Genomic DNA, 25,082 nt, shown 5'->3' with positions numbered 1-25,082 from the left:
GGGCGTTACCATTTTTTTGATGCCAGATCCTTCAGCACCACGTTGTCGAGCATCGCCTCGGCCAGCAGCTTCTTCAGCCGACTGTTCTCCTGCTCGAGTGTCCGCAACCGCCGGGCATCGGACACCTCCAGACCGCCGAACTTCGACTTCCACTTGTAGAACGTGGCGGAACTGATCCCGTGACGGCGGCACACTTCCGCTGTCGGCATCCCAGCCTCCTGCTCCTTCAAAACCGCGATGATCTGCTCTTCGCTGAACCTGCTTCGTTTCATTCTCGTCCGACTCCTTTGCGTCGGACTCTACCAAAAACCGGTCACATTTCAGGGGAGCACGTCACCCTTGGAAAGCTTCATCTCGACAAGGACGCGCCCACGAAAGCCGGTGGAGAATTTGAAGTCTACCGGTCCGCCGCCTGAGTTAGTCTCTGGCGAGATGTCAACGTTGTTCACCGCGCACATGACGTTGGCGATTGCGAAGAAGAGCAGCTGACTAGCCCGTTCGTGCCTATGCGTATTGCCGTGCCAGAGCAGCTCCCACATGTTGTTGTTTTCGACCAGGCCCTGGAACGTTTCCATGATGGTCATGACCGTTTCGAGGAGCGTAGAAGCATCCTTCGTAGCGGGATTGCTTAGTGCTCCGACATAGGGCGTAGGGTCTTCGCTGAGGATTCGCCGGAACTGAAAGTATCCGTCTAGGTCGGCTTTCTCATCATAGCTTTCAGCGGCGGCTCCCACGGCTTCGATCAGTTCGCGAAGTAGCGATTCCGACGAAAGCACGGCTCTCCGCAGCGCTGCCTTCTTCTGTGCCAGGGTAGCCTTGGCGAGGTTCCCGAACATGCTGTTCACTGCGTCCCGGATTTCCTGAATTTCCATGACTACGCGGCTGACATCCGACCAGTCAGCAGCGAGAGGTAAGTCACGAAGAATATCGCGCGGCACCATGATAACGGGCTTGTCGGTCTGGAACGGATTTTCGGGCAGATTGCGGTTGCCGTATTTGTCGCCAAAAGCGCGAACAGGGACTTTGTTAGTTGCGCAGAATTCCTCAGTCACCTGACACAGGACGGGCAAAAGGAAATTCGTTGTCATATCGCTGAGCGTGTCTGGGCCAACCCCCTCTTCAAAGAGAGGCATCAGCGGGATCATGCTTGGGTCTTTTACCCCAAGCGCAATGATCTCTTTGGCCGTTCGAAGGATTCCGTTTCTGAGCGTTGGCGGCCGCGAGCTGCCGCTTGTTCCTGCGCCGCCATAGCCCAGCCCGGTTTCTGACCGTTCTGACAGGTCGAGCGCATTGAACGCGCCACGCCAAGCGACATCGCCCTCATTCTCTGAAATGGATAGCAAGCCGACCACGTTCTGAAAGCCGCTCTCAAGATCCTCCCGTCCCTGCTTCTTCATTTTCGTATTCTGACTCTTCGGGACGAGCAGAGGATCGATGAAGAGCTTCGTGTCGCTATTGAGCACGGGATCAAGCAACTTCGCTTTGGCGAGCGCCACGGTGCTCACGCCGAAGTGCTTTGAGAAGAGCACCGGGTTCACGAGGGTTTTTCTGGCTGCCATCTCTCTATCCTTTGCCGGGGCATGGCGGCATAAATCAAACCAAATGACCACTGGCAAACCCGGCGCGATTCAGAAGGATCGAAAGGGCAGCACAACTTAGCCAGAGGAACTCTAGCTCCTCTGCGCTCAGGCGAGCATACCGCTAAAAGCGTGTCGGATCCCCGTGGAGCGCTATCTCCGAATGCATAGCGTCTGCAACTCTCGGAGTCGAAAGCGAGGAACAACAGCTTTTGGAACCCCGCTGTGGCAACTGGAATGACCGAAACGAGGGCGCCTAGCAGCCCTAAGACCCAATGGCGCGATCGAGGAAGAACTAGCCGAATCTGTCCTTCCGGACGGTTCGACTTGTCTTGTCAGCTAATTGGCAGGTGAAGCGAAATGCTCTCGCCGATCAAAGCTGCAGCCTCGAGTAAAACGCCGTCGTCCAAGTGAGCGTAACGAGCAGTAGTAGTGACGTGCCGGTGCCCCAAGAGATTGCCGATCATGGGCAGCGTTTCGGAAGAACGCGCCGCCAGGCTGGCGTAGTTGTGCCTCAGGTCGTGCAAGCGGACATCATCCAAACCTGCTTCGGTCCGCAATCTCCGCCAAAACCAATCCAAAGCCGATCTCGGCAGAACGTCGAATGTGAAAACGCGTTCGTCCCTCTTTCCGCGCGCGAATGCGTCGAGCACCGCCCTCGCCTCCTGACCAAGCCAGACAATGCGCGGACCGGTCTTCGAGTCATTGAGTTTCAACTTCCGGCCCTGCACCTCGCCCCAAGTGAGATTGAGGATCTCGCCTCGCCGGCAGCCTGTCAGCGCGAGAAGCGAGATCACCGCGACCTCGACGGGGTTTTCGGCACGATTTTCCGCCAATGCGCGACCAAGCCGTGCCATCTCGTCGTAACTCAAAAAGCGCTCGATCTTGCGTCCCCGGTTGCGTTTCACACCGCGAAACGGATTTGAATGCTCAGGCAGGTAGCCCCACGCCTCGGCCTTGCCGAACATGGCTTTAAGGATTTCCATGGCGCGATTGGCTGCACCTGGACCTGCTGATCGCGTAAGTTCGGCATGCCACCGCACCGCATCAGCGTGGGTGATTTCGTCGATGAACTTGCCCGGAAATGCATGCTCCAGATGCGTCCGCCGGTAGATATCCTGAATTTCGCGGGTCGATGCCTTCCAGGTCGGCGCGGCGACTTCCCAGTATGTTTGGAGAAATGCTGCATAGGTCGGCGTCTTGCGCCCTCGCTGCTTCTTGTCGGCAGGGTTCTCGCCAAGCTCGATGCGCAGGATAAGGCGTCGTGCGACATCCTTGGCAATGCGCTCCGTCAGGATGGCGGTATCGCCTATGGTGATGAGCCGTTGCTTGCCGCCCATAGTACGCTGCAAGACGTAGCTCTTGCGGCCGGATGGATGGATGCGCTCACCAAAGCCGGGAAGCACATAGTCGAATCTCGAGCGGCGCTTGCCTGCCTCGCCCGGTATGACCCGCGCAAGTTCCTCTGCAATGATCTGCCTGAGGTCATACTGGGTCATGCTGCGATCCCCATAGCATTGGCGAGATTGGAACAGATGCGATCGGCGCTTTCTGCGATCACTTCGTCCGCCAGGTGCGCATATCGCGCTGTCGTCTCAGGTAGCGCATGGCCAAGAAGCTTGCCGATAGTCGCCAGCGGAATGTGCTGCGCGATGGCAACCGAGGCAAAGCTGTGGCGCAGATCGTGGAGCCGCACGTCGGGCAGCGCAGCCTGGCGCCTGATGCGATCCCAGTATTGGCCGAGATTGATTGGAGCTTCGCGACGCATAGCAGGAAACACCAGAAGTTCGTCGCCACGGCGTTCCAGTCCATCAAGCACTGCGATGGCTTGCGGATTGAGATAGATCGCCTTCGGGCCGGTCTTGCTGTCCGGCAGTTGCAGCCGAGGCGGCTGTACATAACGCCAGCGCAATGTTGCGATCTCGGAGACCCGCGCACCAGTGTAAATGAGCATGAGCAGCGCCGGAATGACGAATGGATTGACCCCATCGTGTTCCGCCAGAACGCGCCCCAGCCTGCGATATTCAGAGGCAGAGAGGTAGCGTTCTGGGAGCTCGCGTTTGAAACGCGAGACGCCGCGGCAGGGGTTGGTATTCTTCACCCGGTAGCCGAGCTTTTCGGCATACTGCATCATCACCGACATGATGGGGATGGCGCGGTTGAAGGTCCCTCCCCGCTCAGCCATGCTGTCTCGCCAGCGGTTGATGTCCCCGCGTTCGATCATGTCGACCGGCAGGTCACCGAACCTTGGCACGAGCAGTTGATCAATGCGCGAACGCGACGATCGCTGAGTCGCTGGCTTCCAATGCGGCGAATAGTCCTGCCAGAACTCTTCGGCATAATCAGCGAACAGCGGCACCCGCCTCTTTTCGGGCGCGGTCGGGAGGTCGGCAAGCGTAGCCTTGATGAGCAAACTGCGCGCGGCAGCGCGCGCGGCGGGCGCGCTCAGCGCACCTGCCGCCACACCCGCGCATCCAAGCGTCACCATGCGCTGCACACCTCGCGGGCTATGCTTGACTATCCATGTAAGGTGTCCCGAATTCCTTTTACGAAGTCCAAAGCCGGGAAGTTCAGTGTCCCATGTGATACCGATCGGAAGCGACTTGCGACGAGCGATATAGCCAGTCAGTTTCAACCTGAACGATGGCCTGCGAGGGGCTATGACTGAGCCTTGGCTACCACTCGATTGTTCGCTCGATTGTGAGCGACAACCCTCTGTTTTATTGTATTTTTCTTCCATTCATGCAGCATAGGCTGCGTATGGTGTGCCAATTCTGTTCCCCATTGTGCGGCGAAATCCAGTGATCATGGTCGCTCCTTTCTCTAAGGCATTTTCCAACTGAGCCCTCGGAGGCGCGAGCATCCAGTTCGCGACCGTAATTGAGCCTGATCTGCGTTTGAATGAATACCACGCACAAGGACCGCACACCCCGCAAAGGCGGCGGCAAAGGAGCGCGTGCGGTGCCCGGGACCGGGGCCTGTCGGTTCCCGCGGCACCGCGCCGGTCCGACCCGCTGTCGTTCGGGCGTGCGTGCGGGGCCCAGAACAAGAAGGCCGCGCCCGCAGGAGCACCGCCGAAGGCGGGGCGGGACCGAGCGCGACCCCAGCCCCGCTCCGCTTTTCGTCCCGCTCCAGTGCCAGCGAACACGAAAAAAGGCAGGAACCGTCACCGGCTCCTGCCCTCGTATGGTCGTCAGTATTCGTCCAGCATGGCTCCATGGACCGTGTGCACCACGCGGCTGGCGAGATGCGCAGGCAGTGCGTTGTAGTCACCCTCGTCCAGGGCGAAGTAGCCCAGGTCTTCATCTTCCACCACGTGCTGGTCGAAGAAACTGTGCTGGGCGCGCCTTTCGGCAACTGCAAGCGCTTCGAAATAGCTGTGCGCGTTCATGTCCAAGGTGCTGAGTGTAGTCATGATATCCTCCTGAAACCTGTCGCTGAGACGACAGGAAACAGGCGGAGGGGCATGGGGCCGGCGGGTCAGGGATCGCTCCGAGGGCGACCGCGAAGCGGCGGTGGGGGCAACGATTTTGTCGGACCGGAGCAAAGCGCAGGGGAGGCAAAATGGTGGGGCCCCGCCGTCCTTGACGCGCCGGCCCCATGCCCATCACCCTTGGAATTCGGTGAGCCAGCCCCCTCCCCCGCTCCGTTACGTAGTGCAAGGGACGACCAGCGCGATTGGACTTTCCTACAGGCTGTGCCCGGGTGCATGTTGATCGAAGGGAGGAACCACCGAGGGGTGCAGGAAAGGAACCCCGATGCCAACCAAACGAAGCGCTGTCGCAGCACTCCGGAAACTCGAGGCCGACCGGCTGGCACTTGCCGAGCGCCAGAAGCTACTTGAAGCTCAAGCCGCCCTAGAACTGGGACGCATCATCCTGGGAACGGGGCTTGAGACCTTCTCGAAGAAGGCGCTCGCAAGAGTTGCCGGAGAGCTCGGAAAGCTCGGTGAAGAGGCGTCTCTGCAGAAGCTGCTTCCACCGGCTCGCTCGTCTCCTCGCACCGAACAGCCATCCGGAGAGTAGGAACAGCAAGAAGGGGCCCTGTCCGGTTGGACAGGACCCCTTCGGGAGGGAGATCGACGGGAGAGTTCAGTCGATCTCGGGAGCATCTTTGTTGTCGTCGTTCTCGCCGGAGCCGTTGCCGCGGGAGAGGAAGTCGACCTTGTCGGCGAGGATTTCGGTGCCGTAGCGGGTGACCCCGTCCTTGTCCTCCCACTGGGTGTAGTGGATGCGGCCCTGGACGCTGACCAGCTGGCCCTTGGAGCAGTACTGGCCGACGGTCTTGGCAAGGCCGTTGAAGCAGGCCACTCGGTGGAACTCGCTTTCCTTGGCGGTGTAGCCGTTCTCGTCCTTGTATGTCTTGCCGTCCTTGTCCCGTGCTGGGCGATCGGTGACGACGGTGATCCCGGTGACGTTGGTGCCGCCCTTGGTCTCGCGGGTGTCGGGCTCGCGGGCGATGCGACCGGTGAGGATTGCGATATTGGTCATGGTGTAAGTCCTTCAGTTCCTCAAACCGGAGACCATCTCCGGCTTGCGAACATCCAGAAGAAGCAGGGCATGGGAGGACTGCACCGCAGGAGCGAAGCTCCAAGGGAAACCTGTTCATGACGGGTGGTGCGGGCAGGCGCGCGAAGCGCGACAACACGGCCGTCAAAGGAACGGGTTGCTGTCCTCAGCTGGCCTGGTTCAGGACTGTTCGCGACAAAAGCCGGATGGGTATCGGGTGCGGGTCTGAAGGCTCGCGTGTTCCCGATGCAATCAGCTTGCCCCATCGTCTTCCGATGCCGCTAGGAGATCCATAAAGTTGCGCGCAGCTTCCCGGTCTTCCTCGTTCTCGAACGCCACATCGAGGTCGGGGGCGGACCCGAACATGTGCAGGAACGACCACAGTGCAAAGCGCTTGCCCCGGTCCTCCTCAAGGCCGAAATCGACCCGGCAATGCTCGATGCCGGCTGCAAATGTGTCGGGAGCAACCGCGGAGAGGTCGGTGGTAGCAAAGTAGCGCTGCAGCAGATCGTCAAGTTGCATGACCTCATGCATAGTCGGGTCGGCGCCGAATGCACATCCAGGCAATTCTCATGCAGATGATGAAGGGCCCCTCAGGACCCGGGAGAGGTGCCCAAGTGGCCACGACGATCGACCACGGTGATCCGGCGCGCCTTGGCATCGATGACGAGCCGTTCGGTCACGCCATTGCCCGGAAAGGCGACAACGTAGCGCGGATTGAGCGAGAGCATCTGCTCGTTGCGCTTGAATCCGGCGCGGGCACCAAGCCGACGATCAAGTGAGTAGGTCAGTTGCTGTACTTCGCGGCGCTCGGCCCAGCTCGCGGCCAGGCGATCGGCACCCTTGCCGTCGCCACCATGAACCAGGAAGAGATCAGGAACCACATCGCGAACCTTGTCCAGCGTCGCCCAAACATTTTCGGCATAACGCTTCGCATCCTCGGCGCTCTCGAAGCTTTGGCGACCACCGGCAAAGACTACCGGAGTGCCCTCCGGAATCAGGGCATGACGCCGGTTCTCCGCGCGTGCGCGGAGGAAATCGCGGGCATCGATCACGGCCGATGTGAGATTTCGCGAATGGTTCGTGCGCGAGCCGGAAACGGGCTTCCACGAGGAACCGGTCTCGTCGCGATAAAGTGCTGCCGTCGCCTCGCGCATTTGCTCGAAGGCCAGCATGCTGGCTTCGGCAGCCTGCGCGCGCTCGACCTGCTCTTCCAGATTGCTCGAATGCACTTCGGATCCATCAGCGGATGCCAGCAGAGTCCGGATCTCGTCGCTGGCCCGATCCAATTGAGCCGACTTACGGCTGGCTGCGCGGTGAAAGAGATTGACCATGCCCCAGGCAATATCCTCGGCATCAGCCTCCAAAGCAGTGTCGGAAAACATCGCGAAAAGGTCGGACCATACGGCGCCAAGTGTCTGGTCGATCGCGTCCTCGCAGGGAAAGTCGGTTGCATTGAATGGGGCGGGCCTGATGCTGAGGCTTGAAAGGTCAAGGCCGCTCAACTGGTCGATGAAGCTGTCGTACATGGGGTGTCTCCTGATCGCGGGGACAAGGAGAGGAGGCACCATTGCCTCGGCCCTGTCCGCCGGAGCCCGATCAGAGCCGGGAGAAGGGGCGAGACGCACCGCGCAGCGGGAAACCTGCGGCCCTAGGCTGGCGCGGGCAACACGGGCCGACGGGCCGCAGGTTGCGGCTCGCCACGACCGGCCCAAGGGCCTCTCCCGGCGGACTGGGATGAGGCAGGATCAGGACCCGCTGTCGCAGGTGGATCGGGAGCGCTCGAAGATCGCTTCACCATTCGAGAACCGCCCAACCAGGCGCAGCTCACCAAACAGGTCGATGAACTTTCCTGACACCTGGGCGAGCCAGTGCCGTGCCCTTGCCGTTCTTGGGATGTAGAAATCCGCCTCCCAGTACCGGGCATCATCGCGTTCGGCGAGCCAGATCGCGGCGAGCCCGCAATAGGTCGATATGCCGCAATCGGCGAAGGCGTTTCGCAGGAGGATGCGGTCCTCGCGGCCGCGCCATCCATCGAAGCGTTCAAAGGAAGGAAAGGTCGCCTTCGTGATATCGATGACCTCGTCGACCAGGCACTCGTAGACCCAGTCGACATCGCCGCCTTCGCCCTCATCAAGCAGGCGAAAGGCCACCACGGAGCCAGTTGGATAGCTGACGGAACGTCCCATCTCACTGCTCCTCAGGCTGCATCAGAGAGATCGATGTCGGCCTCGCTATCGCAGGATTGGTGACCCCCAAGCTCGAGCAACAGGCTTGCCGCTTCCTCGGCCTTGGCCGCAGCGGTCAAGATCGCGCGCTCGTCCGATTTGAGGATCTTGAGCCAAGACGCGATGTAGCTGGCGTGATGGTCGAGATGGGTAACAGGAAGACCCAGTTCTGCCCCGAGAATGGCCGAGGAAAGTTCGGCGATCAGTTCCTCGGCGGCATAGGCGTCGCTGCCGAAGCGGTTCTTGAGATCGCGGTCGAGCCGCGAAGAGTGACCCGTCCAGTGCGAAAGCTCGTGTGCGAGCGTCGCATAGTATTGGTCGTAGGCTTCGAAGAGTTCGGCTGGCGGCATGGTGACCCGGTCGCGCAACGGCTCATAGTAAGCCTGCGCGCCATGGTGGCGCAGGTGTGCGCCGACATGAGCAAAGAAGGTATCAAGGCGATCTTCTCGTCCATAGGGCTCCAGCGCGGCAACCAGTGGCTCTGGATGGTAGAAGTCGGGGAGGCCGTCGCACTGGTCGGCATTGAACACGGCATAGGCCTTGAGCACGCGCCGGTTCTCGGTGTCAGCTTCGCCTTCGGCGCTCTCGACCTCCTTGGTGTAGCTCTTGTAAAAGATTGCGATGGTCGACTTTTCGCCCTTGCGGACCTGTCCGCCGAGCTGCTGGCACTGGCGGTAGGTCATCCAGTAGGGCGAGGCGTAGCCACAGCCATCGGCCACCGTCCACAACCAGAAGGTGTTCATCCCGCGATAGGGGGTCCCGCAGGAGCGTAAGGGCCGCGAAACCGGTACGCCACGCCACGGCTTGACCCAGGGCTTTGTGCCTTGCTCGAGCTTTTCGATGATGGCAGCGGTAATGCGCTGGGCTGGCGAAGTCGAAGCACTGCGGCGATACTTGGTCATGGGAGTTCTCCTGATGGCCGGGACGGACATATCCCGGCTCAGGATGAGCAAAGCTGCCTCCTCTCTCCTTCAATGATGACCGTTATGCGCCCCAATTCTGGTCGTAGGCCGCACATTGCAAGGTGCCCGAAAGCGGACCGCTTGCTTTTCTGATCCGGCAGGCTGCGCCAATTTTGAGTGCTGGGTGGAAACCCGTTGGTCTGTAGCTTGAATTCGCTGGGCTAGCCTTCGCCCGCGAGGCTTTCCAATACCGGGCACCGATCATTGCTCGTGGTGCCACATTGCTCGATCAGTTTAGCGAGAGCGTTCTCCATACGCTCAAGGTCGGCCCGCTTCGCACGGATGTTTGCGAGGTGCTGTTCGGCGATCGATTGCACCTCATCGCAACGCACTTCCTGACCTGGCGTTAAGTCAAGCAATGCCCGCACCTCTTCGAGGGAAAATCCGAGTTCGCGCGCGCGCCGAATGAAGCGGAGGCGCTCCGTGTCGTGAGGACCATAGTCGCGGTAGGCGCCCCTTCTCGGCGGAGCATCGATAACGCCTATCCGTTCGTAATACCGGATTGTCTCGATGTTACACCCGGTCCGCTTCGCCACTTCGCCAATTTTCAAAGCCAACCTCTTGAGTCTGTAGTTGCTACAGACTGTAAATAGGTGTGCGAATCGAGGTTTGCAAAAGGACGATCGATGCGCGGCATCAGCACATGGTGGAACGGATTGGCGACGGGCGGAGGTATCTTTGCAGCCTTCGGGGCAGCTGCATGCTGTGCACTGCCCTTGATGCTCGCGTCGGTGGGTGTGGGCTCGGCGTGGCTTGGCAGCATCTCGCCGGTCCTGGCCCCCTATCGCGTCCCGTTGCTGACCCTGGCGTCGGCTCTTCTTCTCGCTGCGACCCTCCGTTTGCTCTGGCAGTTTCGGCAGGCACGAACATGCCCGGCGGACAGTGCATGCGGATCATCGACTTATCGAGCGCTGACCGCCATAGGAATTGCCATCGGTGCGGCGCTGCTGACAGGTGCCTTCCTCTATGGCTGATCCGATCCTGATCTCGCGCTTGCGCTGTCCCGAATGCGATCATGAGGAGGACATGGAAATGCCGACCAACGCTTGCCTGTTCTTCCATAACTGCGCGGGTTGCGGCGTTCGCCTTCAGCCGCTCCAAGGCGATTGCTGCGTGTTTTGCTCGTACGGCACCGTTCCCTGCCCCCCAATACAGGAAGGGGATTGCTGCCATGGCTGAGGCTTTCGATTTCGTCGCCATCGGATCGGGAACTGCTGCGCAGGTCGCGGTCCACCAGATGGCCAACGCCGGGAAGCGCTGCGCGGTTATCGATTATCGGCCTTACGGTGGCACATGTGCGCTTCGAGGGTGCGACCCGAAAAAGATGATGGTGAGCGGAGAGGAAGCGCTCGCGGCATACAGGCGAATGAAGGGGAAGGGCATCAAGGGCTCGGTTTCAATTGATTGGGCCGACCTCCAGGCATTCAAGCGCAGCTTTACCGACCCCGTCCCTGAAAAGCAGGAAGCTCGCTACGAGCGTAAGGGCGTCGCGACTTTTCACGGCGCGGCACGCTTTGCTGGCCCCGACAGGATCGTGATAGGCGACCGGGAACTGAGTTTCTCGCACGCTCTTATCGCAACGGGAGCAGAGCCTCGACCGCTTGGGATCGAAGGTGAGGAATTGCTGATTCACAGCGATGCATTCCTAGAACTCAAAACCCTTCCAGATCGGATCGTATTCGTCGGCGGCGGATACATTGCCGCAGAATTTGCCCACCTCGCCGCGCGCGCCGGTGCAAAGGTCACAATCTTCCAACGAGGCCGCATTCTGAAAGCCTTCGACCCTGACACGGTCGATTGGCTCATGCCAAGTTTCGATGATCTCGGCATCGAAATTGTGGACGCTGAAGTGGACCGCGTAACGAAGAAAGGCAGCGTGCTGACCGTCCATGCTGGCGACCGCAGGATCGAAGGGAGCCTGGTGGTGCACGCTGCCGGAAGAATCCCTGCGATCGGCTCGCTCGATCTGGAGGCGGGAGACGTCGCCTGTGACGCGGGTCGCTTGGCACTTACCGCCCAGCTACGGAGCCAAAGTAACCCCAAGGTCTTCGCGGCAGGTGACGCTGCTGCAAATGGCCCGCCACTGACTCCAGTCTCCAGTAACGATGCCAAGGTCGTGGTAGAAAACATACTCGATGATACCGGTCGAACTCCGAACTATCGAGGGGTGCCAAGTGCACTTTTCACGGAGCCGCCGGCGGCCAGGGTCGGAATGCTGGAAAGCGAGGCGCGTGAGGCAGGGCTGGATTTCACGGTGCATGCTGGCTCGCACCCTGGTTGGTTCTCGGCGAGGCGGCTGAACGAAGAGATCTACGGCCACAAGCTGCTGGTCGAGAACGGAACGGGACGCATCCTTGGAGCCCACTTGGTCGGCCCTGACGCCGACGAGCTCGTCAATATCTTCGGCTTGGCCATGCGCCATGGGCTAAACGCGGACGACATCAAATCTACCATGTTCGCTTATCCGACGGCGGCCTCCGATGCAGGGTATATGTTGGGATGAGCAACGCGGAAGCCACCAACAAGCGTGACTTGGCCGCCAACCGTCTGCACCGTATCCTAATCTGGGGCGTGCCGTTTGCGGCGCTAATCGGCCTAAACTTTACCGCAGAACTTCTGCAACCGAACGAGAGGGTGGAAATCGCGGCGGTGCTGTTCCTATGGATGGGGGCGGCGTGCTCGTTAAACGCTTTGCGTTGCCGTCGGCTTCACTGCATGATCGCAGGGCCAGCATTTCTGATTGGTGCTGCGCTTTTTGCCATGGTGGCATTCGGCTTGGCTGATTTCGGGAAACACGGTCCAAGCGTCATCATCTGGGTCACGTTTGGGGTAGTTGCTGGCAGCTTTATCGCCGAACGGATAGCAGGGAAGTATTGGCGAAGACCGGCGTAAGCTCAGGTTTCTGTTCACAGCGAAATAGAAACGAGACCCTCTCCACCAAGAACCTTTTCAAAGCGAACACGAGCGGGTGGTCTCGATCAAGCAGACTGCCGTCTGCTTCTGCTGCGCAGTCGCCTGGGAGCGGACTGTTAGCAACCGGCCCAAAATTTGACATGGAAAAGGCGGCCCGTCCCGATTGGGACGGACCGCCCGCCGAGTGACCTGGACCTGTCAGGAGGGGTCAGGCAGCCTGCTCGGCAATTTCGTCAGTTGCTTCCACGTTGGCCGCCTCGTCGCCTCCGTGGTCCGCCAGTTCGGCTTCTTCAGAACCGGCGAAACGCATTATAGGTGGAACCCAGGCCTGCGCCCGTTCCTTGACCTCGGGCTCGCCAATGAAGTTGCCGGAGAAGATGCGCTCGGCAGCGCTCGCCAGTTCGGCCTTCTTCGATGCGGCATAGCGACTGACGAGTTCGGGACCGCCGGCGCCATCGAGCGCTTCGAGCGTGCGAGCCTTGGCCACGCGGTCGAAGTAGTTGGCCGCCGTGGGACGCCACCAATGCGCGGTCTCGATTTCAAGTAACGAGCCAAGCGCCTCGTGCAGCGGCACCGAACGTTCGCCTTCGCACGCAAGGCTTGCAACTAGAGTGCGCGAGACGACATGGCCGAGCCAGGCCGAACGCGCCTCATCGGAAAGCGCCCGGAACCTCGCAAACCGCTTCACGTCGCATTCACCAGCACGCCAGCTTTCATCGAGCGACCCGGCAAACTCGGCCAGGGCAGCGCTCGCCGGCGCATCCTTGGCCTCAAACCCGGTGACCGGGCCGGAAGCGACAGAGCCGACCAGCGTCGACGCTTTCTTGGCGCGCCAGTCATGTCCATCGACATCGGCAAGCGTGAAGACCATGAAGTCGAGCGCCAGTGCCGGATCGTTGGCGAGATGGATCGCAAGGATGTCGCGGCGCTGCATGGCCAGTTCGTCGAGCAGGCGCTGGGACAGCGAGCTGCCCTTGGGCTTCGCCGCACCGCTCTCTTCAATGGCCTCGATCACGCCTTCGTCAGCGATGACTTCGGTCTCGGTGTAGAACTGCGGGACCAAGGTCGGCTCGCCATTGCGCGAGAGGACTAGGAAGGCACCAGCCTCGGATTTCAGTTCGTCAGCGAGGACCGGCGGCCGGTCATTGAGCGCGCGCATGGCGCGGTCGATGACGACGAGTTCCTGTTCGGCCTTGGCGACCTCGTCCTCGTCGCTGTCTTCGTCTTCGAGCACGGCGGCGACGCGGTCGTAGTCGGCCTCGAGCTCACCGAGCTCCTGCGCTTCCTGCTCGGTCATTGGCGCAGGCTCGCAGGGCAAGCGACCGAGACCTTCAACAAGGTCGTGGCTGACGTAGTTGCCAAGCGTCGGCCGGACCCAGGCAAGGCCAAATTCGAGCGCGGTCTTTTCTGCGGCTTCGTCCATGGCCTTGTGCGCGAGGTCTTCGAGCAGCGCGACATCGATCCAGCTCTCGCTGGCGTCATCGTCGAACAGTTCGCGCTCAATCCGGCCGCCTGCGGCGAGATAGGCATCGCGTCCGACAAGCACGGCCCGCGGATCGGAACCACGCACCGTGGCATCAAGCACCATGCGGCGGATCGTGTCAGGCGTGATCTGGTACCAGGCATCCTGCAGCTCGGCATAGACATGCGCCTGGCGCTCGACGTCGGAGATCGCGCCGTAGGCCTTGGCCATGTCGAGCGTGATCGTGCCTTCGGCGAGCGCTTCGAAGACGCAGGGTGCCAGACTTGCCAAACGCAGGCGCCCTTCGACGAACCGGACGGTGAGGCCGAAGCGTCGCGCTACGTCTTCCGTCGTAGCTCCTGCTTCGATGATGGAGGCGAAGGCCTGCGCCTCGTCGGCCGGGTTCATCGCGAGTCGCTGGAAGTTCTCGGCGAGGCTGGCTTCGCGCACTTCGCTTTCCTCGCCTTCGATCACGAGGCAGGTGACTTCGTGCGTGTCAGGCAAGGTGCCCTCTTCGGCCAGCGCCTGCAGCGCGGCGAGACGGCGACCGCCGGCCTCGACTTCGAATTTGCCGCGCTTTCCTTTGCGCACGACGAGGTTCTGCAGCAGGCCGCGCGCAGCAATGTCTGCCCGCAGCTGGAGGTCGGCCAGCACGTCGCTCGACTTGCGAACGTTGCGCGGGCTCGGGACGAGCTTCTTCAAGGGAATCGAATGGATCATGGGTGTTCTCCTGATGGAATGAAGGCGCAGGTGAGGATCACGAGGCCCACAAGCCCAAAGGGCTCCCTCCACTCTCATTCTGAGATTGGGGTCTGCCCTAAGGATCAGGCGGCAAGCGCGGGGAGGACCGACGAGGCTCTCGACACCGGGACGAACAGCCGCGTGCGGTAGCGGATGATCTCGGTGAAGCAGCCCTTGTTCTTGTACCAGTCGAGCCGATCGGGGGAGAAGCCGATCAGTTCAAGGCGCTGTTCGCCGCCGACCAGCGAGCGTTTCACGGTGAGTGGATCATGGCTAGCAAGGCCCAGCGGTTTGCCGCTGGCAATCACAAGCGCGCCGATCTGTTCTGCCGATGGTCCGGTAACCCCGGATAGACCAAAGGTATCGGCGATCGCAGCGAGATCGATATCGAGCACTTCGCGACCGATGATCGACTGACCATCTTCGGCAACGAGCCGGGTGACCCGAACATGATCGCCTGGGAGGCGCTTCCAGACCGGAAGCAGAAGTCCGGTAGCGAAATGGACTCGCTCAGTGACCGGTGATTTGGCCGCCTCTTCTTCCTCGGCCCGCCAGGCGCTGGTGAACGCAGAGACGCCAATTTCCTCCCAGTGGCTCTCAGCGAGTGCCTCAAGGGTCCAGTTCGCGGACTTGAGCGGGCGCAGCAGGCGCCTGCGTTCAATCACGGCCCCGTCGTCGGCGATGAGGCGACGGGCTGGAACCGACAGCGCGACCTTGCCTGACCGCATATTGCGCATCGGGATCGCGTGCCGACTGCCGATCTCGTGCATCCGCACCAGGCGCTGCAATTGCAGAGGCCGAAGGTGCCTCGTCACTTCGAGCGAGACGAGGCGGGTCTCGGCTCGGGTCACGGGATCGGTGCGCAGGAGTTCATCTGCCAGGACCGTAAAATGATCGACCCTCACGGTTTCCAGTCCCTGGTCGAGCGTTCCGGCCTCGCGCGCAGCTTCGATCCGCGCTTCGACAAGTCCGAGATACTCCTCGAAGATCGCGTTCTGGAGCGCGATCGGCAGCGCAAGAATGCGGTTGAGCCAGCGTTTGATCGTGGGGAGATTGTCGGTCAGTCCACCATCTGGACTTTCGAGCCGGAGGCCCGTTCGCTCGACGAAGTTGCCGAATGTGGTGGCTTCGAGCCTGCCGTCATAAAGCAGCTGGAACCATCGGGTGAGCGCGTCGCGCGCATAGTCGCTTTCGAGATTGTCTGCCGGGTCGAACAGGTTTTGTCCGCCGGTCTGGCGCTGGCCGCGCGTCAGCGCGCCTAATGCGTCGAGCCTTCGCGCAATGGTCGATATGAACCGGCGCTCGCCCTTCACGTCGGTGGTTACCGGCCGGAACAGCGGAGCCGAGGCCTGGTTGGTGCGGTTGGTACGACCGAGACCCTGGATAGCGTTGTCGGCGCGCCAGCCCGGCTCGAGCAGGAAATGGACCCGGCGTTGCTGGTTCCGGCAGCCGAGGTCGGCATGGTAGGAACGCCCCGTACCGCCCGCATCCGAGAAGACCAGGATGCGCTTGGTCCCTTCCATGAAGCTTTGGGCTTCGGCGACATTGGCGCTGGGGCTACGCCGTTCGAGGCGCTGCTCACCATCGCGGCCCAGGACAAGCCTGCGGGTCCGGCCCGTGACTTCGGCCACGGCGTCGGTTCCGAAATGTTCGATAATCGCATCGAGCGCAGTGGCGATGGGCGGCAGTGCGCAAAGCTGTTCGATCAGCGCATCGCGCGCAGCAATTGCGCGCGGGCAGAAAACGGGATTGCCCTCTCCGTCGCTCATCGCCTCGGAGCGAAGATTGCCGTCCTCGTCGGCGAAGACCTGCATCAATCGTATCGGGAAGCTCTTCGTAAGGTAGTCGATGACGTATTCACGCGGGGACAGATCGATATCGAGAGCTTCGCGTTCTTCCACGGTAAGGTCGGCAAGGCGCCGGTCGAGCATGGCCTCGGCGGTCGAGACCAGCTGCACGACAACCGAATGCTCTTCGCCAAGCGCTACTTCCATCGCGGGGATCAGGCTCGGCAATTTCATCGAAAGCAGGAGCTGGGCAAAGAAGCGCTGCTTGGTGCCTTCGAAGATCGATAGCGCCGCAGTCTTGGCATTGCGGTTGAGCGTGTCGCCGCTGTCCTCGTCGACCACGCGGGTTGCTTCGAGCGCCGCTTCGAGGTTGCGGTGGATGATCGCCCAGGCATCAGCATAGGCATCGTAGATCCGTACCTGTGCTTCGGTCAGGCTATGTTCGAGGATGTCGTACTCGACCCCGGCGAAGGACAGCGCACGGGCAAGATAGAGGCCCTGGGCCTTGAGATCACGGGCGACGAGCTCCATCGCCGCGACGCCGCCAGCGCGGATCTCGGTCATGAATGCCTCGTGGGTCGGAAAAGCGGTCTCGGGTCCCCAAAGGCCGAGGCGGGAAGTGTAACCGAGGTTGGCAATATCCGAAGCGCCAGTGGCAGAAGCATAGAGCACGCGGGCGCGCGGGAGATGGTTCTGCAGCCTGAGGCCCGCCATCCCTTGTTCGGAGCCCTTGGCCTTGCCGCGGATTGAAGAGCCCCCGAGCGCATTGGCCATGGCGTGGGCTTCGTCGAAAGCGATCACGCCATCGAAATCCTCGCCCGCCCAGGCAAGGATCTGGTCGAGCCGCGTATCGTCGGCGCGCCCCGAGCGCAGCGTCGGGTAGGTGACGAAGAGAATGCCTTCGGACATCGTGACGGGCTGGCCGAGTTTCCAGCGCGAGAGCGGCTGGAGATCGAGCGCAGCCCGCCAAGCGCTTCCCAGTCGCGGCGTGCATCTTCGAGCAGCGCCTCGTTCTTGGTGATCCAGACATGGCGGCGCTCGCCTGCGAGCCAGCGATCCATGATGACTGCGGCGATCTGTCGTCCCTTGCCCGCTCCGGTTCCGTCGCCGAGGAAGAAGCCCTGTCGGTAGGCGTGCCCATTCCCCGACAATTCGAGCGAAGTGCCTTCCTGGCTGACCTTGAAGCGCCCCGGGAGATCGCGTGCGAATGCCTGGGCAGCATAGACCAGTGTCTCGCATTGCGCTTCGGACAAGAGGCCATTGGCCTGCCAATTTGCGGGGAGACGCGGGCTAACGTTCGGCTGCGGAGCCGCAACCGACCCCATGGCGACCGATTCCACGAGTGGGGTGGGATGAACCGGCGCGCCTTCGAAAGCGATTCGGCTTGGCCGGTAAGGTAGGTAGATGCCTGTCTGTTCGGGCACCGGCGCGGGTTCGGCGAGGACCGAATAGGTGAGGTCGATCGCATTCGCTGCGGCTTTTGATGTCGCTGCGAAAGGCGCTAACGGCCGGACCGGCGTGCGTTGGTTCGAAGTCTTGCCAACGAGGCGCAATGGTTTTCCGACTGGCAGGCGATGGAGGTTGGCGGATATATTCGCCCTTGGCGAAAGCTTCGTGACAAGCGCGTGGAGCGCGATCAGGTCGCAGGTATCCCCGTTGATTGCGGGCGAAGACGCAGTCGGCGTCTTGTCGATGACGACCAGGCGAACGGCAATCCCCGTCCCTGTCCGGCGAAACATCTGCTGCAAGCGAACATGGAGGAGCAGCGACGCTTCTTGCTGTGACTTGGCGAAAGTGGAAGCATCGAAGCCTTCGGGCATGATGGCGACTATCCTTGCGCCACTGGCCGCGGCCCGGATTGCACTACGAAGGTGGCGCTGCGCCGTCTCGCCATCCTTGCCGCGTTCTTGGCTACGCGCGAACGGCGGATTCATCAGGACGACCGACGGAATGGGGCCGCGATGCAGGTCGGCGATCAGTTCCCCGTCATGCGCAGTGATCGTGGCCGAAGGGAAGATGTGGGCCAGACCATCTCGTCTTGCCGGATCGATCTCGTTGAGGAGCAGCGAAGCATTCTGGAGGGAGCTCCAGAGAGCGAGGGCGCCATTGCCGGCGGATGGTTCGAGGAGTGTGTCTTGCGCGCATAAAGCTGCAGCCTTCGCCATCAGCCAAGCCAGCATCGGCAGGGTCGAGAACTGCTGGAGCTCGACCTGTGTTTCGCTGCGCACATGCCGCGGCGGCAAGGCTGCTTCGAGCCAGTCGAGCCGCGCGTCGGCTTCGTGCACGCTTGTTGCCAGATCGATGCATGAGGACTCCCTAAGCCAGAGCAGTGCGCCGATCTCGACCGCGTTGTTGTAGTCATCGATGGTCCAGGCGCTTCCCCAGTCCGGGGTGCCGGTCTCTTCGGCGAACAGCCCGGAAATGTCGGCACGGGTAAGATGCCGTCCCGAAGCGAGTAGTTCGGCAACTCGGGTGCCGATAGCGTAGGCCAAAGGCATTGACGGCAACTGCTCGCCGGTGGGAAACAGGTCTGATTGAAACATGGCAATTCGTCCTCCTGATGAAGGCATCGGGACACGCCCTCTGCCGGATCAGGAATTCGAGAAGCCCTCTCTCCTCTACGGCGCCGCCTTGCGGCGCAGCCATGCCGTGAGTTCGTCGTTCCAATCGGTGTCGCGTGATGACGGTTTGCGGACATGTACCGTGCGTCCATCGCAAGCATAGGCGGACAGGCCACGCGACGCAGCCAGCTCGCCGCCAGCGTCGTGATCGACGAAGAGATGAAGCTCGGTCACGCTCTCGGGCACACTGACGAGGCCGAAGCGCTCATTCCCGAGGGTCGCCCAGACGGGGACACCGGTGAGAGCATAAGCCGACATTGCGCTTTCAATGCCTTCAGCAAGGCCGAGCTTGCCAGAGGCCGGAGCGAAGAGGCGGACAGCAGATTCACCGAGCGCGCCAAGCGCGCGTTTCGGCTTGTCGAAAGCGGCCTTGGTATTGCCCGAAAGGAACGTGCGATGGACGGCGACCGGCCCCTCGTCGAGGCTGACTGCCGCGATCAGGGCGGGCAAAAAGCGGGTCCGTCCTTTTGGACCAAGCGGCGTTCGTGGATGGAAGCGGAGCGCTGGAGATGCGGCGAGGATGCCGCGGCTCTCAAGATATTCCTTTGCCGGACTGGCACGCAGTGGCTGTGCATCGCGCCAGATCCTCAGCGCTGCCGCCGAGGGTTTGCGGGTGCTGGTCGGTTCGGGGCCGTTGGTGGTCGCAGAAGCTGAAAAAAGCGCCGGTGCCTCGAATCCTTCACGCGCCAATGCAGACAACACGCTCTGCTGATCGCATCCCGCAAAGCAATGGAAGAGGATGGCCTGTCGGCCGAGCGACACACCGAGTGACGGCGTGCGATCATCATGCGCAGGGCAGCAGGCCATGCCCTTGGTGCCGGACCACTTGCCGCCCCGGCTTTCGCAGATCTTGCGGGCGGTGTCCTCAAGCGAGGTACGTGACAGGGTTGAATTCGAAACGGGCATACCGGCTCCATCGCCTCACAATTGCCCCTCCAACCGACCCTCTCTCCTCTCGGATAAGCACGCAAAAAAGCGTTTTCCTACACCTATTTGTTCTATTTATGTTCTCTTGCAGATCGAGGCAAGGTGAAAGGTTATGCGATGCGAATGTATCTGGTGGCCTGCGGTTGCGGTGCGCTAGCGATTGCGATAGCGATAGCGATTTCCGGGTCTGCGCGGGCGCGGGAGTTTCAAGTCTTCGACCATGACCTCAGCAAAGTTGAGGTTACAACCGACAAAGGTCTTGGCTTTAACCCGACTGCAATCGACTTGGCCAAACCAGAAGGCGGCAAGGCTTATATCGATAGAAGCTTCAAGGAAGCTTTGTACGAGCCACTCATCCGGCAAGCTGAAGCGCGATACCAATTACCGCCTCGACTGCTTCAGGCCCTGATTTGGCAGGAATCGCGGTTCAACCCGATGGCGATCAGTCCGGCTGGCGCCGCTGGTCTCGCTCAACTGATGCCGGGAACGGCAAGAGAACTCGGTGTCAGCAATCGCCACGATCCGGCTCAGAACATCGACGGTGGCGCGCGGTATCTGAAGCAGATGCTAGAGCGCTTTGGTGCGATCCATCTCGCGCTGGCCGCCTACAACGCTGGACCCGGCGCCGTGTCGCGAGCCGGCGGGATACCGAAAAATCGGGAAACGCCTGGATATGTGAAGAGCGTTATCGACCGATGGATGGCATACAGCTCGATATGACTACGAATCGGAAAAGGATCAGCGGACGGCTCGAGCATCTTCCTCGGGGAGCTGCAATTGTAACCGATGCCGGTGATCACTGGGTTCTTGAAGACTATGAACCCTCAAACGATGACTTCGGATTTGAAGTTACCGCAGAGGGTATTGTCGTCGGGTTCGACCGGCTTCGCGTCGAATGGCTTGGTCAGGTGTCCGCTTAGGAGCAGGTCAAGCGGCCCTCAAGACCGCAATGTTTTGCGGCTTGCCGCCGATGGAGTCGAGGAAGTCTGCCCAATCCTGCAACATTGCACGCCGAGGAGCGAGATATTCGGCAGCATTGTATGCTCCGCGAACTTCGTTTTCTTCGCTGTGTGCCAATTGCAGTTCGACCCAGTCTTCATGATATCGACGGATCCACATCGGGGGATCGCCGACCTCGACAAGCTGCTCATTCGCCCAGGTGCTCGCCAGACCCCTGAAGCCGTGAACAGTTTGCCGCCCGTGGTAACCGAGCCGATAGAGGCCATAGATCATCGTATTCTCTGAGAGCGGCATCTTGGGCTTCTGGCCTGGAAAGACGTATTTACCTTCGGACTTGCTGATCAAATCCTGAGCAAGAGAAGCGGCTTGTCGCGACAGTGGCACGATATGCTCGCGGCCCATTTTCATCCGGTCAGCGCCAATGCGCCATACTGGTGAAGGTCCACCCATATCTTCGAACTCGTGCTTCTTGGCGAATCGAAGCTCCTTCGTCCGCACCCATGTAAGAAGAGCGAAATTCAATGCTGCCCGGGTAATCTCGGAGCGTCTCTCACCCTCTTCTTGATATTGCCCGATCTTAATCATCAGCTCGGGTAGCTGCGCGAGAGGTAGCTTCGCCATATGCTTGACCCGAGGCCGTGGCTTCAGTGCCCCGCGAAGATGCGCAGTAGGGTCGGAATCACAAAGGCCGCTGGCAATAGCGAACTGGAACACCTGTCCAATACATTGCTTTGCCCGCCGACTGATGTCGAGCGCGCCGCGCTCTTCGATTTTCCGAATGACCTTTAGCACTTCTGGTGGAGTGATCTCATGCATCATGAGCTCGCCCAAGTCAGGAAACACATCCTGGTCCATGCGTGACCAGACACGCTTCGCATGCGCGGGATCGAGACTACTTGCTCTGTTCTGATGCCACATGGTGGCGATCGCCCTGAAGGTCTTGGCCTCTTCGAAGTCCCGACCCGGTTTGTGGACCATCGGGTCCCTGCCCTCAGCCAGCACACCTTTGGCAACTTTCTTGAGTTCTCTTGCTGCCGCTATTCCTACTTCGGGATAGGCGCCGAAAGAAAGCAGCTTCTCCTTACCGTGGTAACGGTATTTCAGCCGCCAGAGCTTCGAGCCGTTCTTTTGAACAAGGAGGAATAGACCCTCCCCATCCGCAAGCTTGTATGGGCGCTCTGCCGCCTTCGCTTTTTTGATCTGAATCTCACTCAAGGCCATTGGGGGTATCGCTCCTTTTCGCTACCCCCGGAAAATACCCCCAAAATACCCCCACACCAAATCCGGCTTCAAGCGAATGCAAGCGCACGCAAGCGGACGCGAATCGCTCACATCATTCTGTTTTAATTGAATTTTGCGGATGCATGCGGCCCCAAGCGAACCCATGCGGATTCGAGAATGGTAGCGGAGGAGGGACTCGAACCCCCGACACGCGGATTATGATTCCGCTGCTCTAACCACCTGAGCTACTCCGCCCCGAAAGGCCATGCGGCGGGCAAATACCCGCTCGGCAGGCGGCGCATTTAGGGCGCGCGCGCCTATCGGTCAACACTCATTTCCCGCGAAATGCGAAGCGGCGCAGAAACTCCCATGGTCCGCCCCGGTAGGCGTAAAGCGCAAGGCCGCGAAAGGCGAAGTCGCGGGGCTGGATCACACCGCTCAATTGTGCCTGAAGCGCCTTTGCTTCCTTGGAAGTGACCTTGTTCTGGATCGTCACGTGCAGGCGGGGTCGGTGCTGATCCTGGTTGGTCAGCATGCCCTGAAAATGATCGGCTATCCTGTGGCGCAAATCGAGCATGTCGGGGCTGACAAGCTTTATGGCGGTGCCTCCGCCGAGCGACATCAGGCCCTCTACCCTCCCCTCGACCGGCGCCGTTTCGCCGACGAGGCGCGCAAGGTAGCGGCGGACCTCGTCTTCGCACTGCGCCGGCAGGGCGTGGAACAGCGTCACATGCGCTTCAAGGTAATTGCGCTCGGGCGGGAAATGCTCGGTGCGCAGGTCGGTGAAGCGACCGTGGAGGTCTACGGGCAGCTCGGCCGTCAGGATCAGGGGCGCGTCGCCCCCGCTCACATCTCACCGCGTTCGCGGCGCAGGGCGAACCACTTCTCGACGTTAGCATTATGCTCCGCCAGCGTCTCGGCAAAGGCGTGCCCGCCGGTCCCGTCGGCTACCATGTAGCGCGCTTCGGTGGCCTCCGGATCGAGGACGGCGGCGATGGATTCGCGGCCCGGATTGGTAATCGGTCCCTTGGGCAGGCCGACCATCGAATAGGTATTGTAGTCGTTCACCGCGGCGATTTCCGATTGCCGGATGCGGCGGCCAAGCGGCTTGCCCTTGGTGATCGGGTAGATGATCGTCGGGTCCGCCTGCAGCAGCATGCCGTCCTTGAGACGGTTCGAATAAAGCCCTGCGACCATGCGCCGCTCTTCCGGCACCCCGGTTTCCTTCTCGACGATCGATGCGAGGATCAGCGCGTCCTTCACATTGTCGACCGCGATCCCTTCCTTGCGGCGCGGCCAGGCCTCGGCGAGGTAATTCTGCATCGCGGCCTGCATTCGGGCGAGCACGGCCGCCCGTTCCTCGCCACGTTCGAAATCATAGGTGTCGGGCAGGACGCTACCTTCCTGCGGCACCGGGATTTCGCCGGTGAGGTGCTTCTGCGCCATCAGGCGTTCCCACACCAGGATCGATGGCATGCCTTCGGGAATGGTGACGAAGCGGCGGATGACGTCGCCCGACTGGAACATGTCCAGGATCTGCGACTGGCTGGCGTTAGCGGGCAGCAGGAATTCCCCCGCCTGGATCGGATCGCCGCCGCCGAAGATCTTCGCACGCAGCAGGAAAGCATCGGCGGACGCAACAACGCCCTCGTCCTCCATGCGGTTCGCCACCGAGGTCAGCGTCGATCCCGAGGGCACGATGAAGGTCGTGTCTTCCTCGATCTGGGCGGAGCCGAACCAGCCGCTGGCGAACCATACGGCTGCAGCAGCGATAACCAGCGCGGCAACCGCGCCGAGCATCAGCGCGGAGCGTTTTGTCACCTTAGTCGACCTTCTTGACGATCAGCGAAGCGTTAGTTCCGCCAAAGCCGAAGCTGTTGTTGAGCGCCGCTTTCACTTCGCGCTTCTTGGCCGTGAGCGGAACGAGATCGACGCCTTCCGTGCCCTCGTCCGGATCTTCGAGATTGAGCGTGGGCGGGACGATCTGGTCGCGGATTGCGAGAATGCAGAAGATCGCTTCAACCGCACCCGCGCCGCCGAGGAGGTGGCCGATGGCCGACTTCGTGCTGCTCATGGATGCGCCGCACAGATCGTCGCCCAGCACGCGCTTTACCGCGGCGAGTTCGATCGTGTCCGCCATGGTCGAGGTTCCGTGCGCATTAACGTAATCGATGTCGCAAGCCTCGAGGCCCGACTTCTTCAGCGCCATGCGCATCGCCAGTTCCGCGCCCTTGCCTTCCGGGTGCGGGGCGGTGACGTGATAGGCATCGCCCGACAGGCCATAGCCGACGACTTCGGCATAGATCTTCGCGCCGCGAGCCTTGGCGTGCTCGTATTCCTCAAGAACAACTACGCCCGCACCCTCGCCCATGACGAAGCCGTCACGGTTCTTGTCGTAGGGGCGGCTCGCCTTCTCGGGTGTGTCGTTCATGCTCATGTTGAGCGCGCGCGCCTGCGCAAAACCTGCCACGCCGAGCGGGTTCACAGTGCTTTCCGCGCCGCCTGCCAGCATGATGTCGGCATCGTCGAGCGCGATCATGCGCGCGGCATCGCCGATCGAGTGCGCGCCGGTCGAACAGGCGGTCACGACTGCGTGATTGGGGCCCATCAGGCCGTATTTGATCGATACCTGGCCGCTGATGAGGTTGATCAGTCGCCCGTGTACGAAGTGCGGCGATACGCGACCCGGTCCGCGTTCGTGGAGGACGATGGATTCGCTCTCGATCCCCGGAAGGCCTCCGATGCCCGAACCGATCGACACGCCGGTGCGCAACTTGGTCGCTTCGTCCATGTCTTCGAGGCCAGCGTCTTCGATGGCCTGTCCGGCGGCGTCGATGCCGTAGATGATGAACGGATCGACCTGGCGCTGGACCTTGTGGTCGAGGCGCTTGTTCGGATCGAAGCCGTACTCGTGGTCCTTGTCCTTAACCTCGCAGGCGATCTGCGCCTTCTGGTTCGACGCATCGAAGCGGGTGATCTTGCCCGCCCCGCTCTTGCCAGCGATGAGATTGGACCAGGTAGTCTCTACATCGCCGCCCAGGGGGGTGACGAGGCCAAGTCCGGTAACGACCACACGACGCATGTAATTCTCCGCGTAAAAAACAACAGGCCCGGCCCGCTATCGGGTCGGGCCTGTCCGGTCCCGCCTTACGCGGGAAATTGAGCCTTTGAGGGA

The 25,082-nt window shown here is 61.1% G+C and carries 23 protein-coding genes, 1 tRNA gene and 2 pseudogenes; 7 read left to right on the top strand and 19 right to left on the bottom strand.

Translation table 11 applies throughout. From position 1 onward, the window contains the following. Positions 1-11 precede the first annotated feature (11 nt). The 5 genes and pseudogenes from BM173_RS11255 to BM173_RS11235 form a co-directional block, all read right to left on the bottom strand. Positions 12-272 (bottom strand): annotated as a pseudogene (locus tag BM173_RS11255) (transposase); the annotation flags it as partial. A gap of 48 nt (positions 273-320) precedes the next feature. Continuing rightward, on the bottom strand, positions 321-1,559 hold the full coding sequence (locus tag BM173_RS11250) for a hypothetical protein (RefSeq protein WP_245755864.1): 1,239 nt from the start codon (positions 1,557-1,559) through the stop codon (positions 321-323). A gap of 353 nt (positions 1,560-1,912) precedes the next feature. Beyond that, entirely contained in the window at positions 1,913-3,076 is a 1,164-nt protein-coding gene (locus BM173_RS11245) for a site-specific integrase (protein ID WP_090481513.1), read from the bottom strand. After that, positions 3,073-4,065 carry a tyrosine-type recombinase/integrase gene (locus tag BM173_RS11240; RefSeq protein ID WP_090481511.1) on the bottom strand — a complete coding sequence of 331 codons (993 nt, stop codon included), beginning with the start codon at positions 4,063-4,065 and terminating at the stop codon, positions 3,073-3,075. Before BM173_RS11240 ends, BM173_RS11245 begins: the two co-directional genes overlap by 4 nt. 705 nt (positions 4,066-4,770) lie before the next feature. Further along, a complete protein-coding gene (locus tag BM173_RS11235) occupies positions 4,771-4,992 on the bottom strand; it encodes a hypothetical protein (RefSeq protein WP_029140018.1) in 222 nt (73 codons plus the stop codon). A gap of 343 nt (positions 4,993-5,335) precedes the next feature. On the opposite strand from BM173_RS11235, the gene BM173_RS11230 reads away from it, so the two are divergent. Next, positions 5,336-5,602 (top strand): DUF6437 family protein, encoded by a 267-nt coding sequence (locus BM173_RS11230; protein WP_083825588.1) that lies wholly within the window; start codon positions 5,336-5,338, stop codon positions 5,600-5,602. A gap of 66 nt (positions 5,603-5,668) precedes the next feature. On the opposite strand, the gene BM173_RS11225 is transcribed toward BM173_RS11230, so the two are convergent. The 6 genes from BM173_RS11225 to BM173_RS11200 form a co-directional block, all read right to left on the bottom strand. Continuing rightward, positions 5,669-6,067 (bottom strand): single-stranded DNA-binding protein, encoded by a 399-nt coding sequence (locus BM173_RS11225; protein ID WP_090481508.1) that lies wholly within the window; start codon positions 6,065-6,067, stop codon positions 5,669-5,671. Between the two features lie 270 nt (positions 6,068-6,337). Further along, entirely contained in the window at positions 6,338-6,607 is a 270-nt protein-coding gene (locus BM173_RS11220) for a hypothetical protein (RefSeq protein WP_090481660.1), read from the bottom strand. Between the two features lie 71 nt (positions 6,608-6,678). Further along, positions 6,679-7,614 (bottom strand): DUF2493 domain-containing protein, encoded by a 936-nt coding sequence (locus BM173_RS11215; RefSeq protein WP_090481505.1) that lies wholly within the window; start codon positions 7,612-7,614, stop codon positions 6,679-6,681. Positions 7,615-7,833: 219 nt separating this feature from the next. Then, positions 7,834-8,274, bottom strand: coding sequence for a hypothetical protein (locus BM173_RS11210; RefSeq protein WP_090481503.1), 441 nt, complete (start codon positions 8,272-8,274; stop codon positions 7,834-7,836). A gap of 11 nt (positions 8,275-8,285) precedes the next feature. Continuing rightward, on the bottom strand, positions 8,286-9,215 hold the full coding sequence (locus BM173_RS11205; RefSeq protein ID WP_090481500.1) for an ArdC family protein: 930 nt from the start codon (positions 9,213-9,215) through the stop codon (positions 8,286-8,288). A 221-nt stretch (positions 9,216-9,436) separates the two neighbouring features. Then, positions 9,437-9,811 carry a MerR family transcriptional regulator gene (locus BM173_RS11200; protein WP_245755870.1) on the bottom strand — a complete coding sequence of 125 codons (375 nt, stop codon included), beginning with the start codon at positions 9,809-9,811 and terminating at the stop codon, positions 9,437-9,439. Positions 9,812-9,901: 90 nt separating this feature from the next. Between BM173_RS11200 and BM173_RS11195 the strand changes: the two genes are divergently transcribed. Genes BM173_RS11195 through BM173_RS11180 form a run of 4 tightly spaced genes read left to right on the top strand, consistent with a single transcriptional unit; the run spans position 9,902 to position 12,167 of the window. Continuing rightward, positions 9,902-10,249, top strand: a complete 348-nt coding sequence (locus BM173_RS11195) for a mercuric transporter MerT family protein (RefSeq protein ID WP_007163747.1) — start codon at positions 9,902-9,904, stop codon at positions 10,247-10,249. Beyond that, positions 10,242-10,454, top strand: a complete 213-nt coding sequence (locus BM173_RS14875) for a GDCCVxC domain-containing (seleno)protein (RefSeq protein ID WP_090481496.1) — start codon at positions 10,242-10,244, stop codon at positions 10,452-10,454. The genes BM173_RS11195 and BM173_RS14875 overlap by 8 nt, the downstream gene beginning before the upstream one ends. Beyond that, positions 10,447-11,778 carry a dihydrolipoyl dehydrogenase family protein gene (locus BM173_RS11185; protein WP_011414915.1) on the top strand — a complete coding sequence of 444 codons (1,332 nt, stop codon included), beginning with the start codon at positions 10,447-10,449 and terminating at the stop codon, positions 11,776-11,778. Before BM173_RS14875 ends, BM173_RS11185 begins: the two co-directional genes overlap by 8 nt. Further along, on the top strand, positions 11,775-12,167 hold the full coding sequence (locus BM173_RS11180; RefSeq protein ID WP_011414916.1) for a hypothetical protein: 393 nt from the start codon (positions 11,775-11,777) through the stop codon (positions 12,165-12,167). The genes BM173_RS11185 and BM173_RS11180 overlap by 4 nt, the downstream gene beginning before the upstream one ends. A gap of 229 nt (positions 12,168-12,396) precedes the next feature. On the opposite strand, the gene BM173_RS11175 is transcribed toward BM173_RS11180, so the two are convergent. From BM173_RS11175 to BM173_RS11165, 3 genes and pseudogenes are all read right to left on the bottom strand, one after another. Beyond that, positions 12,397-14,370 (bottom strand): ParB/RepB/Spo0J family partition protein, encoded by a 1,974-nt coding sequence (locus tag BM173_RS11175; protein ID WP_011413774.1) that lies wholly within the window; start codon positions 14,368-14,370, stop codon positions 12,397-12,399. A 104-nt stretch (positions 14,371-14,474) separates the two neighbouring features. Further along, positions 14,475-18,721, bottom strand: a pseudogene (locus BM173_RS11170) (strawberry notch-like NTP hydrolase domain-containing protein). Between the two features lie 75 nt (positions 18,722-18,796). Beyond that, positions 18,797-19,705, bottom strand: a complete 909-nt coding sequence (locus BM173_RS11165) for a DUF7146 domain-containing protein (RefSeq protein ID WP_011413771.1) — start codon at positions 19,703-19,705, stop codon at positions 18,797-18,799. A gap of 144 nt (positions 19,706-19,849) precedes the next feature. On the opposite strand from BM173_RS11165, the gene BM173_RS11160 reads away from it, so the two are divergent. Both BM173_RS11160 and BM173_RS14800 read left to right on the top strand, forming a co-directional pair. Further along, the gene (locus tag BM173_RS11160) at positions 19,850-20,446 is read left to right on the top strand and encodes a lytic transglycosylase domain-containing protein (protein WP_011413770.1); all 597 of its coding nucleotides are present in this window, start codon (positions 19,850-19,852) and stop codon (positions 20,444-20,446) included. Further along, positions 20,422-20,646, top strand: coding sequence for a DUF5818 domain-containing protein (locus BM173_RS14800; protein WP_192895895.1), 225 nt, complete (start codon positions 20,422-20,424; stop codon positions 20,644-20,646). Before BM173_RS11160 ends, BM173_RS14800 begins: the two co-directional genes overlap by 25 nt. A gap of 7 nt (positions 20,647-20,653) precedes the next feature. Here BM173_RS14800 and BM173_RS11150 read toward each other — a convergent pair whose 3' ends face one another. From BM173_RS11150 to fabF, 5 genes are all read right to left on the bottom strand, one after another. Then, positions 20,654-21,907, bottom strand: a complete 1,254-nt coding sequence (locus BM173_RS11150; protein ID WP_011413769.1) for a tyrosine-type recombinase/integrase — start codon at positions 21,905-21,907, stop codon at positions 20,654-20,656. Between the two features lie 178 nt (positions 21,908-22,085). Continuing rightward, positions 22,086-22,162, bottom strand: a tRNA-Met gene (locus BM173_RS11145). A gap of 76 nt (positions 22,163-22,238) precedes the next feature. Further along, positions 22,239-22,757, bottom strand: a complete 519-nt coding sequence (locus BM173_RS11140; protein ID WP_090481494.1) for a 2'-5' RNA ligase family protein — start codon at positions 22,755-22,757, stop codon at positions 22,239-22,241. Next, positions 22,754-23,707 carry an endolytic transglycosylase MltG gene (gene mltG / locus BM173_RS11135; protein ID WP_090481658.1) on the bottom strand — a complete coding sequence of 318 codons (954 nt, stop codon included), beginning with the start codon at positions 23,705-23,707 and terminating at the stop codon, positions 22,754-22,756. The genes BM173_RS11140 and mltG overlap by 4 nt, the downstream gene beginning before the upstream one ends. Before the next feature lie 22 nt (positions 23,708-23,729). Next, complete coding sequence (fabF, locus tag BM173_RS11130) at positions 23,730-24,989, bottom strand: beta-ketoacyl-ACP synthase II (RefSeq protein ID WP_090481491.1); 1,260 nt, start codon at positions 24,987-24,989, stop codon at positions 23,730-23,732. Positions 24,990-25,082 lie beyond the last annotated feature (93 nt).

The sequence above is a fragment of the Qipengyuania nanhaisediminis genome (assembly GCF_900115585.1).
Taxonomy (GTDB): Bacteria; Pseudomonadota; Alphaproteobacteria; order Sphingomonadales; family Sphingomonadaceae; genus Qipengyuania; species Qipengyuania nanhaisediminis.
The sequence above is the reverse complement of the archived record's forward strand: the minus strand, read 5'-3'. Positions and strand labels throughout refer to the sequence as shown.